The 17,474-nt window shown below is 70.1% G+C and carries 9 protein-coding genes, 1 tRNA gene and 1 rRNA gene; 10 read left to right on the top strand and 1 reads right to left on the bottom strand.

The window, feature by feature from the left end; genetic code table 11:
- From rrf to ABZ385_RS19665, 3 genes are all read left to right on the top strand, one after another.
- A 5S ribosomal RNA gene (gene rrf / locus ABZ385_RS19675) occupies nt 1-84 on the top strand; the annotation flags it as partial.
- A gap of 115 nt (nt 85-199) precedes the next feature.
- Nucleotides 200-862, top strand: a complete 663-nt coding sequence (locus tag ABZ385_RS19670) for a DegT/DnrJ/EryC1/StrS family aminotransferase (RefSeq protein ID WP_358912415.1) — start codon at nt 200-202, stop codon at nt 860-862.
- A 95-nt stretch (nt 863-957) separates the two neighbouring features.
- Nucleotides 958-1,030, top strand: a tRNA-Thr gene (locus ABZ385_RS19665).
- Nucleotides 1,031-1,098: 68 nt separating this feature from the next.
- Here ABZ385_RS19665 and ABZ385_RS19660 read toward each other — a convergent pair.
- Nucleotides 1,099-3,783, bottom strand: a complete 2,685-nt coding sequence (locus ABZ385_RS19660; RefSeq protein ID WP_358912407.1) for a SpoIIE family protein phosphatase — start codon at nt 3,781-3,783, stop codon at nt 1,099-1,101.
- A gap of 271 nt (nt 3,784-4,054) precedes the next feature.
- Here ABZ385_RS19660 and ABZ385_RS19655 point away from each other — a divergent pair, with 271 nt between their 5' ends.
- The 7 genes from ABZ385_RS19655 to ABZ385_RS19625 all read left to right on the top strand — a co-directional run bounded on the left by ABZ385_RS19655 (nt 4,055) and on the right by ABZ385_RS19625 (nt 17,377).
- Nucleotides 4,055-9,562: a HAMP domain-containing protein gene (locus ABZ385_RS19655; RefSeq protein WP_358912405.1), complete on the top strand. Its 5,508-nt coding sequence runs from the start codon at nt 4,055-4,057 to the stop codon at nt 9,560-9,562.
- 244 nt (nt 9,563-9,806) lie between these two features.
- Nucleotides 9,807-10,490 (top strand): response regulator, encoded by a 684-nt coding sequence (locus ABZ385_RS19650; protein WP_358700445.1) that lies wholly within the window; start codon nt 9,807-9,809, stop codon nt 10,488-10,490.
- Nucleotides 10,491-10,615: 125 nt separating this feature from the next.
- Nucleotides 10,616-13,402, top strand: coding sequence for a DNA translocase FtsK (locus tag ABZ385_RS19645; protein ID WP_358912403.1), 2,787 nt, complete (start codon nt 10,616-10,618; stop codon nt 13,400-13,402).
- A 186-nt stretch (nt 13,403-13,588) separates the two neighbouring features.
- Nucleotides 13,589-14,491: a helix-turn-helix domain-containing protein gene (locus tag ABZ385_RS19640; protein WP_358700008.1), complete on the top strand. Its 903-nt coding sequence runs from the start codon at nt 13,589-13,591 to the stop codon at nt 14,489-14,491.
- Nucleotides 14,492-14,628: 137 nt separating this feature from the next.
- A complete protein-coding gene (rimO, locus tag ABZ385_RS19635) occupies nt 14,629-16,101 on the top strand; it encodes a 30S ribosomal protein S12 methylthiotransferase RimO (RefSeq protein WP_358912401.1) in 1,473 nt (490 codons plus the stop codon).
- Entirely contained in the window at nt 16,098-16,799 is a 702-nt protein-coding gene (gene pgsA / locus ABZ385_RS19630) for a CDP-diacylglycerol--glycerol-3-phosphate 3-phosphatidyltransferase (RefSeq protein WP_358912399.1), read from the top strand. The genes rimO and pgsA overlap by 4 nt, the downstream gene beginning before the upstream one ends.
- On the top strand, nt 16,796-17,377 hold the full coding sequence (locus tag ABZ385_RS19625; RefSeq protein ID WP_358581986.1) for a CinA family protein: 582 nt from the start codon (nt 16,796-16,798) through the stop codon (nt 17,375-17,377). The genes pgsA and ABZ385_RS19625 overlap by 4 nt, the downstream gene beginning before the upstream one ends.
- Nucleotides 17,378-17,474: the final 97 nt, after the last annotated feature.

Genomic DNA, 17,474 nt, shown 5'->3' with positions numbered 1-17,474 from the left:
TACATTCCGAACCCGGAAGCTAAGCCTCACAGCGCCGATGGTACTGCAGGGGGGACCCTGTGGGAGAGTAGGACGCCGCCGAACTAATTTTGATAGAGCTGGTCCCTGAACTTCGGTTCAGGGACCAGCTCTTTTTTGTTTCGCGTAACTTGCTGTTCACGTTGTGCGACCAACATCCGCAGACATGGGGACAGTTGGAATGTTGCGCGCCGCCGGCGTCGGTACCGGCGACGAGGTCGTCGTGCCCGCCTACGGGAACACCGAGGTCGCCGAAGCGGTGATCCTCGCCGGAGCGCTGCCGGTCTTCGCCGACATAGAGCCGGCGTCGTACTGCCTCGACCCGGACGACGTCGCCGCCGCGGTGACCCCGCGGACAGCCGCCGTCATTGCCGTACACCGCTTCGGGCACCAGGCCGACGTACGGCGACTTCGCGACGTGGGGCAGCGGCACGGGCTGCTCGTCCTGGAGCACGGTGAGGCGCAGGCCGCGGACGACGGCGTCGAGCGCCGGCGGGCCCACGCCGCGTACCTCAGCGGGCGGCTCAGCGGAGTCGTGACGCCGGACGGCGCGGACGGGCACAGCTACCAGCAGTACGTGGTGCGCGTGCCCGGCAACGGGCGGCCCGACCGGGACGCGTTCGCACACGCCGTACGGGCCAGGGGAGTCAACTGCTGGGTGCCCGTGAAGACGCCGGCGCACCGGCTGCCGCGGTTCCGGCGGGACGTGTGCCTGCCCGAGACGGAGCGGGCGGCGGACGAGACCCTGGCACTGCCGGTCGACGCGTCGATGACCCGGCGCGATCTCCAGCGCGTCGTCTCCGCGTGCAATGCGTTGGGCGGCCTTCTGCAGCCCGCCTTCTGACAGGAGTCAGAAGAAGGAAGCGGCGGTTCGGAGCACCCTCGTTTTCAGGTATGATCTATTCCGTTGCCGCGGGGAAAACCCCCAAAGCGCAGCAGGCCCCTATAGCTCAGTCGGTAGAGCGTCTCCATGGTAAGGAGAAGGTCAGCGGTTCGATTCCGCTTGGGGGCTCAGATAAAGAAGGCCTCCGTCCTGTGGGACGGAGGCCTTCTTTGTGTTCGGTTCTTCTGGGGACGTGTTCAGTCCTTCTGAAGACCAGGGACGCGCATCGCGAGGATCGCCATGTCGTCCGAGGGCGCGTCCGAGGCGAAACGCTCCACCGCGCGCATGATGCGGGCCGCCACCGCGCCCGCCGTGAGGCCCGTGCAGGTCGTCAGGACATCCGCGAGGCCGTCGTCGCCGAGCATGCGGGTGCCCTCGCGGCGCTCGGTGACGCCGTCCGTCACGCACAGCAGGACGTCACCGGGGTCGAGCGTCATCGTCTCCTCGTACAGTTCGAGGTCGTCCATGACGCCGAGCAGCGGCTGCGGTTCCGCGAAGGGTTCGACCGTGCCGTCCTGGCGCAGACGCAGCGGCAGCGGGTGACCGGCACAGACGATCTTCAGGACCGCCGAACCGTCCTCCTGCGGCCACAGCTCGCCGTACAGCAGGGTCAGGAAGCGGCTGCGGGCGCCCTCGTCGAGGATCGCCGCGTTCAGGCGCTCCAGGACGGCGGGGCCGCCGAAGCCCTCGCGGGCGAGCAGGCGCAGGGCGTGCCGGGCCAGGCCCGTGACGGCCGCGGCCTCGGGGCCCGTGCCGCAGACGTCGCCGATCGCGAAGCCGTACGCGCCGTCGCGGATCGGGAAGAGGTCGTAGAAGTCGCCGCCGACCTCGTTGCCCTCGCCGGCCGCGCGGTAGATGACCTCGACCTCCACGCCCGGGATCTGGGGGAGGCCGGGCGGCAGCAGGCTGCGCTGGAGGGACTGGCTGATGGCCGTGCGCTCGGAGTACAGGCGGGCGTTGTCCAGGGCCAGGGCGGCTCGGCGGGAGAGATCTTCGGCCAATTCCAGGATCTCCTGGCGGAAGTGCTCGTCGGACGGCTTACCGAGAGTGAGCATGCCGATGACGCGGTTGCGCGCGACCAAGGGCAGGACCACCGTCTCGCCGCCCACCGCGGAGGCGGTGGAGAGCGTCGTACCGATGCCGGAGCCAAGCGTCGGGGACTCGCCGAGGCCCAGGCTCCGCATGGAGGTGCGCAGGGCCGCCTGATGCGCCGCCTCGGAAGGGGCGGACCAGATGCGTGCGCCCGGGGTGGGGACCGGGTCGGGCGGGGAGATCTTGGACAGCAGCGCCTTCAGCCCGTCGATGCGCTCCTCGTCCTCGTGCAGGACGTACGAGAGGTAGGGCTCGGCGGACTGGTCGGCGATGGTGTAGACGGCGCACCAGGTGGCGAGCGTGGGGACGGTCATCTGGGCCATGAGCGCCAGCGTCTGGTCGCGGTCCAGCGTGCCCGCGAGGAGGTCGGAGGCCTCGACGAGGAAGGAGAGCGAGCCGCGGCGGAGCCTCTCCAGCTCACCGAGGCGCGCGGACTCCACGGCGAGGGCGATCCGGTCGGCGGCGAACTGCAGGCGCAGGGCCTCCTCGTTCGAGTACCGGTCGGGGGCCTCGGCGGCGACGCCCAGGGAGCCGGTGAGGCGGCCCTCGACCTTGAGGGGGACCGTGACGACGGAGCGCATGCCCGTGCCGCCCAGGAGCGGGACGGCGCCGGGGACGACCGTGAGGTCCTCGTGGACGGCCGGCATGCGGGCCGAGCCGTAGCGGCCGGGGCCCGCCTCGACGGGGACGCGGGCGAAGCGCTGACGGGCCGAGGGCAGGCCGGTGGAGGCGCGGACCTCCAGCTCCGTCTCGTCGTCGGTGGCCAGGAGGAGGAACGCCGCGTCACCGTCGAGCATGTCGCGGGCGCGTTCCACGGTGCGCTGGAGCAGGCCGTCGAGGTCGTCGGGGGCGGGGGAGCCGATGAAGATCTCGAAGGGGTCGGCGGCGTTCGACTCGCTGCGGGTGGCCTGCTCGGGTGTCGCGCCGCGCAGCGGGGTCTGGAGCACGGCGCGCTCCTCGTCCCGGACGAGCAGGCAGACCGTGGAGGGCTCGCCGTCGTTGTCGCGGACACGCAGGTGCGAGGCGTAGACGGGGATCACGCGGCCGTGGGAGCCGCGGATGCCGTAGCTGCCCTCCCAGCGGGACAGTTGCAGGGCCTCGGCGATGCCCGTACTGGTGCCGGGGGTGTGCGGCCATGCCGCCAGGTCGTTCAGGGGCTTGCCCATGACCTGCTCGGCGGCGTAGCCGAACAGCTCCTCCGCGTCTTCGTTCCAGGCGCAGATGGTGCCCACCCGGTCGATCTGGATGACGGCGACGCGGACCCTGCCGTCGGCGAGGGGCAGCAGCGCGGCGGGGAGCGAGGGGCCCGCGGTGCGGGTGCCCACCGGGCGGTGGGGGAGGTCGAGTTGGAACCAGACCTGCTTGTTCGTGGGGGTGTAGTCGACGCCCCAGCGGGTGGCGAGCGCGGCGCAGAGCTGGAGGCCGCGGCCGCCCTCGCGGTCCGGGCCGCCCATGGTGGCGGCGGACTGCTGGAGCGGGATCTCGCGCTCGGGGTAGCGGTCGGAGACCTCGATGCGTACGGCGTCCTCGCTGCGCAGGCACAGGACGTCGGCGGCCGTGCCGGCGTGCACCACCGCGTTGGTCACCAGCTCGCTGGTGAGGACCACCGCGTCGTCGACGATGTCGGAGAACCCCCAGCCCTGGAGGGTGTCGCGTACGAAGGAGCGGGCCGTGGCGACGGAACGCCCGACGGGCTCGAAGGTCGCAGCCGCACGCGCGGTGATCACAGCACTCCTCGTATGAGTATCGACGGTGTCGACCGTATCGACGCCCAGTTCTCCCGTACTCATGGTGCGGCCGCCCCTCCGATGCCCGCTTGTTCGTGTACCACCGCCCTGGCCGGGCAGGACCGGGGTGGTTGGACAGCCGGATGCAAGGTTACTTACCTTCGCCGTCCATGCTGATGCCGGTCGTCGGTGTTTCCGCCCGGAGGGTGTGCGGCCGGTGTGCGAAGCTGCCGAACTGTTATGGCCTGGTTCGGCCATGGTGAAACACTGGGCAGGCTTCATGGGGACAGCCCGAGCAGCCAAGCAATAGGTCGACCCTTGCGGGAGGGACACAGTGGAGTCTGGCGCAGCGACGCGGGGCACTGACACGCGCGCGAAAGACGGACAGTCCCTGAACAAACAGCGCAAACCGCGTCACGGGACGACCGCCGCCGTGGACGCGGCGGCGCTCAATCGGCTGCTCGCCGCGCTGGTGGCGATGCGGGACGGCAATTTCCGGAAGCGGCTGACGGTCTCCGGCGACGACGTCATGTCGCAGATCGCCGCCGTCTTCAACGAGGTCGCCGACCGGAATCTGCACCTGACGGGGGAGCTCTCGCGGGTGCGGCGCATGGTCGGGCGTGAGGGAAAACTCACGGAACGGCTCGAGAGCGGGGCGAGTGAGGGCTCCTGGGCCGCCGCGATCGACGCGTCCAACGCCCTGGTCGACGATCTCGTACGTCCGGTCTCCGAGGTCGGCCGGGTCCTGTCCGCGGTGGCGGAGGGCGACCTGGAACAGCGCATGGAGCTGCGGGCGCAGGGCGCGGACGGGAACGGCCATCCGCTGCGCGGGGAGTTTTTGAAGGTCGGGCGGACGGTCAACAACCTCGTCGACCAGCTGTCCACCTTCACCGACGAGGTCACGCGGGTGGCCAGCGAGGTCGGTACCGAGGGCAAGCTCGGCGGGCAGGCCAAGGTGCGCGGGATGTCCGGTTCGTGGAAGGACCTCACGGACTCGGTCAACACCATGGCGTACCGCCTGACGGCGCAGGTGCGGGACATCGCTCTGGTGACGACGGCCGTGGCGAAGGGCGACCTGTCCCGCAAGGTCACGGTGCACGTCGCCGGCGAGATGCTGGAACTGAAAAACACCGTCAACACGATGGTGGACCAGCTCTCCTCGTTCTCCTCCGAGGTGACCCGCGTGGCCCGCGAGGTCGGCACGGAGGGCGAGCTCGGCGGCCAGGCGCAGGTGCCGGGTGTGGCGGGCGTGTGGAAGGACCTCACCGATTCGGTGAACCTGATGGCCGGCAACCTCACCGCCCAGGTGCGCGGCATCGCCGAGGTGACGACGGCGGTCGCGAACGGCGATCTGTCGCGGAAGGTCACGGTGAGCGCGCGCGGCGAGGTGGCCCAGCTCGCCGAGACGATCAACCAGATGACGGAGACCCTGCGCACGTTCGCGGACGAGGTCACGCGCGTGGCCAACGAGGTCGGTGCCGAGGGTCAGCTGGGCGGCCAGGCCAATGTGCCGGGCGCGGCGGGCACGTGGAAGGACCTGACCGACTCGGTCAACACGGTCTTCCGCAACCTCACGACCCAGGTGCGGGACATCGCGCAGGTGACGACGGCGGTGGCGAACGGCGACCTGTCGCAGAAGGTCACCGTGGACGTCGCGGGCGAGATGCTCGAGCTGAAGAACACCGTGAACACGATGGTGGACCAGCTCTCCGCCTTCGGTTCCGAGGTCACGCGGGTGGCGCGGGAGATCGGCGTCGAGGGTGAGCTGGGCGGTCAGGCGCAGGTGCAGGGCGCGGCCGGCACCTGGAAGGACCTCACCGACTCGGTGAACACCGCCTTCCGCAACCTCACCGGGCAGGTGCGCAACATCGCGCAGGTGACGACGGCGGTGGCCAACGGCGACCTGTCGCAGAAGGTCACCGTCGACGTGTCCGGTGAGATGCTCCAGCTGAAGAACACCGTGAACACGATGGTGGACCAGCTGTCGTCCTTCGCCGACCAGGTCACGCGGATGGCGCGGGACGTGGGCACCGAGGGCCGTCTCGGCGGTCAGGCGCGCGTGGACGGCGTCAGCGGTACGTGGAAGGACCTCACCGACTCCGTCAACTTCATGGCGGGGAACCTGACCTCGCAGGTGCGTCAGATCGCGCAGGTGACGACGGCCGTGGCGCGCGGTGACCTGTCGCAGAAGATCGAGGTCGACGCGCGGGGCGAGATCCTGGAGCTGAAGAACACCATCAACACGATGGTCGACCAGCTCTCCGCCTTCGCCGACCAGGTGACCCGGGTGGCCCGTGAGGTGGGCACCGAGGGGCGGCTCGGCGGGCAGGCGCAGGTGCCGGGCGTCGCCGGTGTGTGGCGCGACCTGACGGACTCCGTGAACGGCATGGCCGGCAACCTCACCGCCCAGGTGCGCAACATCGCGCAGGTCGCGACGGCGGTGGCCCGCGGTGACCTGTCCCAGAAGATCGACGTGGACGCGCGCGGCGAGATCCTGGAGCTGAAGAACACCCTGAACACGATGGTCGACCAGCTCTCGGCCTTCGCGGAGCAGGTCACGCGGGTCTCCCGCGAGGTGGGCACCGACGGCATCCTGGGCGGCCAGGCCGAGGTCCAGGGCGTCTCGGGCACCTGGAAGGACCTCACGCAGTCCGTGAACGGCATGGCGAACAACCTCACCCTCCAGGTGCGGAACATCGCCGAGGTCACCACGGCCGTCGCCATGGGCGACCTCTCCAAGAAGATCACCGTCGATGCCAAGGGCGAGATCCTCGAACTCGTCACGACCGTCAACACCATGGTCGACCAGCTCTCCTCGTTCGCCGAGCAGGTCACGCGCGTGGCCCGTGAGGTGGGCACCGAGGGCCAGTTGGGCGGTCAGGCGCGGGTGCCGGGCGTCACCGGCATCTGGAAGGACCTGAGCGACAACGTCAACCTGATGGCCAACAACCTGACCAGCCAGGTCCGCAACATCTCCCAGGTCTCCGCGGCGGTCGCCAACGGCGACCTGACCAAGAAGGTCACGGTCGAGGCGCGCGGCGAGGTCGCGCAGCTCGCCGACACGGTCAACACCATGGTGACGACGCTGAGTTCGTTCGCCGACGAGGTCACGCGGGTGGCCCGTGAGGTGGGCACGGACGGCATCCTGGGTGGCCAGGCGCGGGTGCCGGGCGTCTCGGGTACGTGGAAGGACCTCACCGAGTCCGTGAACTCGATGGCGTCCAACCTGACCGGACAGGTCCGCAACATCGCGATGGTCACCACCGCGATCGCCAAGGGCGACCTCACCAAGAAGATCGACATCGACGCCCGGGGCGAGATCCTGGAGCTCAAGACCACCATCAACACCATGGTGGACCAGCTGTCGTCGTTCGCCGAGCAGGTCACCCGGGTCGCCCGCGAGGTGGGCACGGAGGGGCAGCTGGGCGGCCAGGCACGCGTGCGGGACGTCGACGGCACCTGGCGGGACCTGACCGAGTCCGTGAACGAGATGGCCGGAAACCTCACCCGTCAGGTGCGCGCCATCGCCAAGGTCGCCACCGCGGTGACCCGCGGCGACCTCAACCTGAAGATCGAGGTCGACGCGGCCGGTGAGATCCAGGTCCTCCAGGACAACATCAACACGATGATCGCGAACCTCCGCGACACCACCCTCGCCAACAAGGAACAGGACTGGCTCAAGGGCAACCTCGCGCGGATCTCGGGCCTGATGCAGGGCCGCCGCGACCTGGAGGACGTCGCCTCGCTGATCATGAGCGAGCTGACGCCGGTGGTCTCCGCGCAGCACGGCGCGTTCTTCCTGGCGATGCCCACCGACGACGGCACGGATGTCGGGGGCGCCGGCGAGGACGCGTACGAACTGCGCATGCTCGGCAGCTACGGCTACTCCATGGGGTCGATGCCGACGTCCTTCCGGCCCGGCGAGACACTGATCGGCACGGCCGCCAAGGAGCGGCGCACGATCCTCGTGGAGAACGCCCCCACCGGCTACCTGCGAATCGCCTCCGGGCTCGGTGAGGCGCCGCCCGCGCAGGTCATCGTGTTGCCGGTGCTCTTCGAGGGGACCGTCCTCGGAGTGATCGAGCTGGCCTCGTTCCAGCCCTTCACCCAGATCCAGAAGGACTTCCTCAGCCAGATCGCCGAGATGATCGCGACGAGCGTCAACACCATCAGCGTCAACACGAAGACCGAGGTGCTGCTCAAGCAGTCGCAGGAGCTGACCGAGCAACTGCGCGAGCGGTCGGCCGAGTTGGAGAACCGCCAAAAGGCGCTTCAGGACTCCAACGCGGAGCTGGAGGAGAAAGCGGAGCTGCTGGCCCGGCAGAACCGCGACATCGAGGTCAAGAACACCGAGATCGAAGAGGCCAGGCAGGTCCTGGAGGAGCGGGCCGAGCAGCTCGCGGTCTCCATGCGCTACAAGTCGGAGTTCCTCGCGAACATGTCGCACGAGCTGCGCACGCCGCTCAACTCCCTGCTGATCCTCGCCAAGTTGCTCGCCGACAACGCGGACTCCAACCTCACCCCCAAGCAGGTGGAGTTCGCCGAGACGATCCACGGCGCGGGCTCCGACCTGCTCCAGCTCATCAACGACATCCTCGACCTCTCCAAGGTCGAGGCGGGCAAGATGGACGTCTCCCCGACACGCATCGCCCTGGTGCAACTCGTCGACTACGTAGAGGCCACTTTCCGGCCGCTGACCGCCGAGAAGGGACTCGACTTCTCCGTACGCGTGTCCCCCGAGCTGCCCGCCACCTTGCACACCGACGAGCAGCGTCTGCTCCAGGTGCTGCGCAACCTCCTGTCCAACGCGGTGAAGTTCACCGACACCGGAGCGGTCGAGCTGGTGATCCGGCACGCCAACAACGACGTGCCCGACGCGATCAGGGAGCAGCTCCTGGAGGCTGGCTCACTGCGGGACGCGGGAGCCGACCTGATCGCCTTCTCCGTGACGGACACCGGCATCGGCATCGCGGCGAGCAAGATGCGGGTCATCTTCGAGGCCTTCAAGCAGGCCGACGGGACGACCAGCCGCAAGTACGGCGGCACCGGCCTGGGTCTGTCCATCAGCCGGGAGATCGCGCGCCTGCTCGGCGGTGAGATCCACGCCCAGAGCGAGCCGGGCCGCGGTTCGACCTTCACGCTCTATTTGCCCCTGCACGCCAGCGAACTGCCGCCCCAGGGCTACGCGCAGCTGACGCCCGCCCCTTCGACGGCGGAGCTGCCCGTGGCCGAGGGCGCCGTGGCGGCCGATTCCACGGCCCCGGACGAGGGCGGAGCGGCACGGCAGGAGACGCCGGCGGGTCCCGCGGCGCTCTTCCGGCGCCGCCGTCGGTCGGTGCCCCCGCCGGAGCAGCCGTCCATGACACCGGGGCAGCAGGCGGCCGGGGCGCAGGACCAGCGTCGGCCGGAGCAGTGGCCCGCCGCCCCGGCGCAGGAGGCGCAGCCCGCGCGGCGCGGCTTCCACTTCGACGGCGAGAAGGTTCTGATCGTCGACGACGACATCCGCAACGTCTTCGCGCTCACCAGCGTCCTGGAGCAGCACGGCCTCTCGGTGCTGTACGCGGAGAACGGCCGCGAGGGCATCGAAGTGCTGGAGCAGCACGATGATGTGACGGTCGTTCTGATGGACATCATGATGCCCGAGATGGACGGGTACGCGACGACGACGGCGATCCGCAGGATGCCGCAGTTCGCCGGGCTCCCGATCATCGCGCTCACGGCGAAGGCCATGAAGGGCGACCGGGAGAAGGCGATCGAGTCCGGAGCTTCCGACTACGTCACCAAGCCGGTCGATCCCGATCACCTGTTGTCGGTGATGGAGCAGTGGATGCGCGGTCAGTGACCGAGAACCGGCTTCGTCACACGGAGTTGCCGACAGAGTGTGGCCGAGGTCGTGTAGAACGACGGTACGCGGGGAACCTTCTGGTCTCCCACCGCGTTTCTGCTACGTGCACAGTGACATCGCGGTGACAGGGTGTGGCGACAGGCGGGGTGCGGCTACGATGACCGGCACAAGGACGGGCGGCGCAAGGGAGTCGTCCTCTGGGGCGGCGCCCGGTGTTTCGCCGGGGCGAGGAGGGCGGGCCATGGTGCAGAAGGCCAAGATCCTCCTGGTCGATGACCGGCCGGAGAATCTGCTGGCGCTGGAGGCCATCCTCTCTGCGCTCGATCAGACACTGGTGCGGGCATCTTCCGGGGAGGAAGCGCTCAAAGCACTACTCACGGACGACTTCGCGGTCATCCTGCTGGATGTTCAGATGCCAGGAATGGACGGTTTCGAAACCGCCGCGCACATCAAGCGGCGGGAGCGGACCCGGGACATCCCGATCATCTTCCTCACCGCCATCAACCACGGGCCGCACCACACCTTCCGGGGCTACGCGGCGGGCGCGGTGGACTACATCAGCAAGCCGTTCGACCCGTGGGTGCTGCGCGCGAAGGTCTCGGTCTTCGTCGAGCTGTACATGAAGAACTGCCAACTGCGCGAGCAGGCGGCCCTGCTGCGCCTCCAGCTCGAAGGCGGCGGCAAGTCGGCGCCCGGCGAGCCGAAGGAGCCGGCGGGCCTGCTCGCCGAGCTCTCGGCGCGGCTCGCGGCCGTCGAGGAGCAGGCCGAGGCGCTCTCCAAGCAGCTCGACGACGAGTCGGCGGACACGGCGGCGGTGGCCACCGCCGCCCATCTCGAACGCAAACTGACCGGCCTGCGGCGGGCTCTCGACGCCCTGGAACCGGGCACCGGCACCAGCACCCCCTCGGTCCCCTCGCAGAACTGACGGGCCGTGCCGCCCCGCGGACCCGGTGAACGTCCGTCAGTTCGCCGCCTCCGCAGGGGCGACACGAACGGGTGAAGCAGTGGGCACACGTGTCCGCAATGGTCGGCAGCGGTAACCTCACACCCATGGCCTCACGTCAGTCCGCAGCCAAGAAGACGCCCGCGAAGAAGGCGGTCGCGCCGACGAAGGCTCCGGTGAGGAAGGCCGCCGCCAAGCCGCCCGTGAAAAGGGCCGCGCCGAGGAAGGCGCCCGCGCGGAAGGCCCCGGCCAAGAAGGTCGCGGCGCGGAGGCCGGCCCCCGCGCCCGCCCCCAGCGCCACCAGCGGCCTGTACCGCCTGGTGCGTGCCGTGTGGCTGGGTGTCGCCCACGCGGTCGGCGCGATGTTCCGCGGCATAGGGCGCGGCGCGAAGGGACTCGACCCGGCGCACCGCAAGGACGGCCTTGCGCTGCTGCTGCTCGGCATCGCCCTGATCGTCGCCGCGGGCACCTGGTCCAACCTGCGGGGCCCGGTCGGCGAACTGGTCGAGGTCCTGGTGACCGGCGCCTTCGGCCGCCTGGACCTGCTCGTGCCGCTCCTGGTCGGCGCCATCGCCGTACGCCTCATCCGCCACCCCGAGCGGCCCGAGGCCAACGGCCGCATCGTGATCGGCCTGTCCGCCCTGGTCATCGGGGTCCTCGGGCAGGTCCACGTCGGGTGCGGCGCACCGGCCCGCAGCGACGGCATGCAGGCGATAAGGGACGCCGGAGGGCTGATCGGCTGGGGTGCCGCCACGCCGCTGACCTTCACCATGGGCGACATCCTCGCGGTGCCGCTGCTGGTGCTGCTCACCGTCTTCGGACTGCTGGTCGTCACGGCCACCCCCGTCAACGCCATCCCGCAGCGGCTGCGGCTGCTCGGCGTCAAGCTCGGTGTGATCCAGCCGGAACCCGGGGCGGAGGACTTCGCCGACGACGACTACGACTACGACTACGACGCCGGCTACGACGAGCAGTGGCGTCAGGCGCCGCCCGCCCGCTCCGCGCGGCGCCGCGCCCCCGCGCCCGACGCGTACGCGCCCGACCTCGCCGAGGAGGAGGCGCTCACCAAACGGCGCAGGCCGCGCAAGAGCCCCGTACACCCGGACGCCGTGGACGTGGCGGCGGCGGCCGCCGCCGATCTGGACGGTGCCGTCCTGCACGGCATGCCGCCCTCGCCGCTGGTCGCGGATCTGACGCAGGGCGTCTCCGGGGAGCAGGAGGAGCGCGCGCGCACGGCTCCGGTACCGCCGGCGCGGGCCACCGGCGCCCCCGTGCCCGGCGAGCTGAAGAAGAAGCCGCAGGAGTCCGCCCGGAACCTGGGGGAGCCAGCGCGCAGTGTCGTGCCGGACCTCACCAAGTCCGCTCCCGAGAGCCCGCGCGAGCTGCCGCCGCGCGCCGAGCAGCTCCAGCTCGCCGGCGACATCACGTACGCGCTGCCCTCGCTCGACCTCCTTGAGCGCGGCGGACCCGGCAAGACCCGCAGCGCCGCCAACGACGCCGTCGTGGCCTCGCTGACGAACGTGTTCACGGAGTTCAAGGTGGACGCCGTCGTCACCGGCTTCACGCGCGGCCCGACGGTCACGCGCTACGAGATCGAGCTCGGCCCCGCCGTGAAGGTCGAGAAGATCACGGCGCTGGCCAAGAACATCGCGTACGCGGTCGCCTCCCCGGACGTGCGGATCATCTCGCCGATCCCCGGCAAGTCCGCGGTCGGCATCGAGATCCCCAACACCGACCGCGAGATGGTCAACGTCGGCGACGTTCTGCGCCTCGCGGACGCCGCCGAGGACGACCACCCGATGCTGGTGGCGCTCGGCAAGGACGTCGAGGGCGGCTACGTCATGGCCAACATGGCGAAGATGCCGCACATCCTGGTCGCCGGAGCCACTGGTTCGGGCAAGTCGTCGTGCATCAACTGCCTGATCACTTCGATCATGATAAGAGCGACGCCCGAGGACGTGCGGATGGTCCTCGTCGACCCCAAGCGCGTCGAGCTCACGGCGTACGAGGGCATCCCGCACCTGATCACGCCCATCATCACCAACCCGAAGAAGGCCGCCGAGGCCCTCCAGTGGGTCGTACGCGAGATGGATCTGCGCTACGACGACCTCGCCGCCTTCGGCTACCGCCACATCGACGACTTCAACCGGGCCGTGCGCGAGGGCAAGCTCAAGACGCCCGAGGGCAGCGAGCGGGAGCTGCAGCCCTACCCGTATCTGCTGGTGATCGTGGACGAGCTGGCCGACCTGATGATGGTCGCGCCGCGCGACGTCGAGGACTCGATCGTGCGCATCACGCAGCTCGCGCGCGCGGCCGGCATCCACCTGGTGCTCGCCACACAGCGGCCCTCGGTGGACGTCGTGACCGGCCTGATCAAGGCGAACGTACCGTCCCGGCTCGCCTTCGCGACCTCCTCGCTGGCGGACAGCCGCGTCATCCTCGACCAACCGGGTGCCGAGAAACTCATCGGAAAGGGTGACGGTCTTTTCCTGCCGATGGGGGCCAACAAGCCCACCCGCATGCAGGGCGCGTTCGTCACCGAGGACGAGATCCACGCGGTGGTCCAGCACTGCAAGGACCAGATGGCGCCCGTCTTCCGCGACGACGTGACCGTCGGCAGCAAGCAGAAGAAGGAGATCGACGAGGACATCGGCGACGACCTCGACCTGCTGTGCCAGGCCGCTGAGCTGGTCGTATCCACCCAGTTCGGGTCCACGTCGATGCTCCAGCGCAAGCTGCGCGTCGGCTTCGCCAAGGCCGGCCGGCTGATGGACCTCATGGAGTCGCGCTCCATCGTGGGGCCCAGCGAGGGCTCCAAGGCGCGTGACGTCCTGGTCAAGCCCGACGAGCTGGACGGCGTGCTCGCCGTGATCCGCGGGGAGGCTCACCCGTAAGGGTCGCGAGGCAACCGTTTCCCCCGGGCATACGTCAAGTTGAGGAAGGGGACAGCACAGTGTCCCGCCATCAGGATGTCCGGCCATTCCGATGGCGTACAAAGTCCGTCCGTCCGGTTGCCCCACCCTTTCTCGGCCCCCGTAAACTGAACCTCCGGCAGGTGGCTACACGCGAAAGGCGCCCCCGTGTCCATCGGCAACTCCCCTGAAGACGACCGACCTTCGGACGACCGCCTCGACCGAATCGCCGGCCCCGCACCCGACGGCCCGGCGGACGACACCCCGGCAGGTGACCTCCGGGACGACGACCGGCCCTCGATCGGCACCGCCCTGCGTCAGGCCCGCGTCGCCGCCGGCCTGACCGTGGACGAGATCAGCACCTCCACCCGGGTGCGGATCCCCATCGTGCACGCGATCGAACAGGACGACTTCTCCCGCTGCGGCGGCGACGTGTACGCGCGCGGCCACATCAGGACGCTCGCGCGCGCCGTAGGGCTCGAACCGGCCCCGCTGCTGGCCCAGTACGACGAGGGCCACGGCGGCCGACCGCCCGCGCCCACACCCGCGGCGCCCCTCTTCGAGGCCGAGCGCATCCGCTCCGACCCGCGCCGGCCGAACTGGACCGCCGCCATGGTCGCCGCGATCGTCGCGGTGATCGGCTTCGTCGGCTTCACCGCGTTCAACGGCGGCGACGAGAGCGACGGATCGAAGTCGGTCGCCGAGGGCACCTCGGCCGGCGGCACCAAGCCCGCCCCCAAGCCCAAGGCCGCCAAGCCCGCCGACCCCAAGCCCGACCCCTCGGACAGCGCCATCGCCGGCGTGCCCCGGGACAAGGTCACCGTCAGGGTCGACGCCGCCGACGGCCGCAGCTGGATCTCGGCGAAGGACCACAGCGGCCGCACTCTCTTCGACGGCGTCCTGGAGCAGGGCCAGGCCAAGACCTTCCAGGACAAGCAGAAGATCGACCTCGTCCTCGGCGACGCCGGCGCGATCGACCTGTTCGTGAACGGCAAGCCGGTCCAGAACGAATTCGAGCCCGGCCAGGTGGAGCGCCTCACGTACACCAAGGGCGACCCGGAAGTCGGCTGACCGGCGCCGGACAGGCCCTGACCTGCACCGCGGCCGGGACCGCGGTGACCTCCGGGTGACGTGCCGAGGACCATGAGCCGACCGCCGGGTAACCCTGGCGGCGGGTGCCGAGGCGTGGACGAAGTAGTCTTGAGAGCATGCCCGAACGCCGCACCGTCGCCCTTGTCACTCTTGGCTGCGCCCGTAACGAGGTGGACTCGGAGGAGCTCGCAGGCCGCTTGGAGGCGGACGGCTGGCAGCTCGTCGAGGACGCCCAGGACGCGGATGTCGCCGTCGTCAACACCTGTGGCTTCGTCGAAGCCGCCAAGAAGGACTCCGTCGACGCCCTGCTCGAAGCCAATGACCTCAAGGGCCACGGCAAGACCCAGGCCGTCGTCGCGGTCGGCTGCATGGCCGAGCGGTACGGCAAGGAACTCGCCGACGCGCTCCCCGAGGCCGACGGTGTGCTCGGGTTCGACGACTACTCCGACATCTCCAACCGGCTGCAGACCATCCTGAGCGGCGGCAGCGTCGAGGCGCACACCCCGCGCGACCGGCGCAAGCTGCTGCCGATCAGCCCCGCGGAGCGGCAGGACGCCGGGGCCGGTGTCGCCCTGCCCGGGCACGCCCCCGTGGCGGCCCCCCAGGACCTGCCCGAGGGGGTCGCGCCCGCGTCGGGGCCGCGTGCCCCGCTGCGCCGCCGCCTCGGCACCAGCCCCGTCGCCTCCGTGAAGCTGGCCTCGGGCTGCGACCGGCGCTGCTCGTTCTGCGCCATTCCGTCCTTCCGCGGCTCCTTCATCTCGCGCCGCCCCTCCGACGTCCTCGGCGAGACCCGCTGGCTCGCCGAGCAGGGCGTCAAGGAGGTCATGCTCGTCTCCGAGAACAACACCTCGTACGGCAAGGACCTCGGCGACATCCGCCTCCTGGAGACGCTGCTGCCCGAGCTGGCCGCCGTCGACGGGATCGAGCGGGTGCGGGTCAGCTACCTGCAGCCCGCCGAGATGCGTCCCGGCCTCATCGACGTCCTCACCTCGACGGAGAAGGTCGCCCCCTACTTCGACCTGTCCTTCCAGCACTCCGCGCCCGGCGTGCTGCGCGCGATGCGGCGCTTCGGTGACACCGACCGCTTCCTGGAGCTGCTGGAGACCATCCGGTCCAAGGCGCCGCAGGCCGGTGTCCGCTCCAACTTCATCGTCGGCTTCCCCGGCGAGACCGAGTCCGACCTCGCGGAGCTGGAGCGTTTCCTCACCGGCGCGCGCCTGGACGCCATCGGCGTCTTCGGCTACTCCGACGAGGAGGGCACCGAGGCGGCGACGTACGACCAGAAGCTGGACCAGGACGTCGTCGACGAGCGGCTCGCGCACATCGCCCGGCTCGCGGAGGACCTGACCTCGCAGCGCGCCGAGGAGCGGCTCGGCGAGAGCGTCGAGGTCCTCGTCGAGTCCCTGGACGAGGAAGAAGGGCCGCTGGGCCGCGCCGCGCACCAGGCCCCGGAGACGGACGGCCAGATCCGTCTGACGGGCACCGCCGGTGGGGACGGCCTGCGGGTCGGCCGTATGGTCGTGGCAAAGGTCGTCGGCACGGAGGGCGTGGACTTGGTGGCTGAGTGTCTCGAGGAGGCCGGCAGATGACCGGCGTCCCGGCATCCGCGCCAGGCGGTCCCGGCACGCACGGCGCCCCGGGCGCCAAGCCGGCGCGTGGCGGGAAGCTGGGTGCTGCGGCCGTCAATCAGGCCAGCCTGTGGAACGTCGCCAACCTCCTCACCATGGTCCGATTGCTGCTCGTCCCGGGCTTTGTGATGCTGTTGCTCGGCAACGGCGGCCATGACCCGGCCTGGCGGTCGTTCGCCTGGGCCGCCTTCGCGGTCGCCATGATCACCGATCTCTTCGACGGCCACCTGGCCCGGACGTACAACCTGGTCACGGACTTCGGGAAGATCGCGGACCCGATCGCCGACAAGGCGATCATGGGGTCCGCGCTGATCTGCCTGTCCTGGCTCGGCGACCTGCCGTGGTGGGTCACCGGGGTGATCCTGGGACGTGAGCTGGGCATCACGCTGTTGCGGTTCTGGGTGATCCGTTACGGAGTCATTCCGGCCAGCCGCGGCGGCAAGATGAAGACGCTGGCGCAGGGCACGGCGGTCGGGATGTACGTTCTCGCCCTGACGGGACCGCTCGCGACGCTGCGGTTCTGGATGATGGCGGTCGCCGTCGTGCTGACGGTGGTGACCGGACTCGACTATGTGAAGCAGGCCATGGTGCTGCGCAGGCAGGGCATGGCCGAGGAACGTGCGGCGGAGATCGCATCCGCCCGGGAGGCCGCGAAGTGACATCCCCCGGACTCTCCGCTTCCGCGGTGACGGCGAGCAGGCTGCTGCGGCTCCTCGCCGCGCGCGGCGAGACGCTGGCGGTCGCCGAGTCGCTCACGGGGGGTCTGGTGGCCGCCGAAGTGACGGCGGCGCCCGGGGCCTCGATGGTCTTCCGGGGCTCCGTGACGGCGTACGCCACCGAGCTGAAGCGGGACGTGCTCGGCGTCGACGGTACTCTGCTGGACGAACGCGGGGCCGTGGATCCCGAGGTCGCGCGCCAGATGGCGGTCGGCGTGCGCAGGGCGCTCGGCGCCGACTGGGGCGTCGCGACCACCGGTGTGGCGGGGCCCGAGCCCCAGGACGGCAAGCCCGTCGGCACCGTTTTCGTGGCGGTCGCGGGGCCCGGCCAGGACGGTGTGCGGGGTTACGCCGATGGCGGAGCCGAGGGGAAAGTCTCCGCCCTGCGGTTGAACGGAGACCGTACGGAAATCCGTATGGAGAGTGTACGGAGCGTGCTCGCGCTGCTGCTCAAGCAGCTCTCGGGCGAAGCCGCCGGGAACAGAGGGGCACAGGATACGGAACAGAACGGGGGGTACTGATGTTTGCAGCCCTGAGTGAACACGACATCGCTCCCCGCACGGCCGCCGCGCGAGGCGGTACGGTGGGGCGTGAAGGATGCGGCTACGCGGTCCGAGG

The organism is Streptomyces sp. NPDC005898, from assembly GCF_040629635.1.
In the GTDB taxonomy this organism is placed as follows: Bacteria; Actinomycetota; Actinomycetes; order Streptomycetales; family Streptomycetaceae; genus Streptomyces.
Note: the sequence above shows the minus strand (reverse complement) of the source record. Positions and strands in the feature narration are given on the sequence as shown.

Coding starts and splice junctions, on each gene's coding strand:
- ABZ385_RS19670 (WP_358912415.1), top strand. CDS start 200: ATGTTGCGCGCCGCCGGCGTCGGTACCGGCGACGAGGTCGTCGTGCCC.
- ABZ385_RS19660 (WP_358912407.1), bottom strand. CDS start 3,783: ATGAGTACGGGAGAACTGGGCGTCGATACGGTCGACACCGTCGATACT.
- ABZ385_RS19650 (WP_358700445.1), top strand. CDS start 9,807: ATGGTGCAGAAGGCCAAGATCCTCCTGGTCGATGACCGGCCGGAGAAT.
- ABZ385_RS19645 (WP_358912403.1), top strand. CDS start 10,616: ATGGCCTCACGTCAGTCCGCAGCCAAGAAGACGCCCGCGAAGAAGGCG.
- rimO (WP_358912401.1), top strand. CDS start 14,629: ATGCCCGAACGCCGCACCGTCGCCCTTGTCACTCTTGGCTGCGCCCGT.
- pgsA (WP_358912399.1), top strand. CDS start 16,098: ATGACCGGCGTCCCGGCATCCGCGCCAGGCGGTCCCGGCACGCACGGC.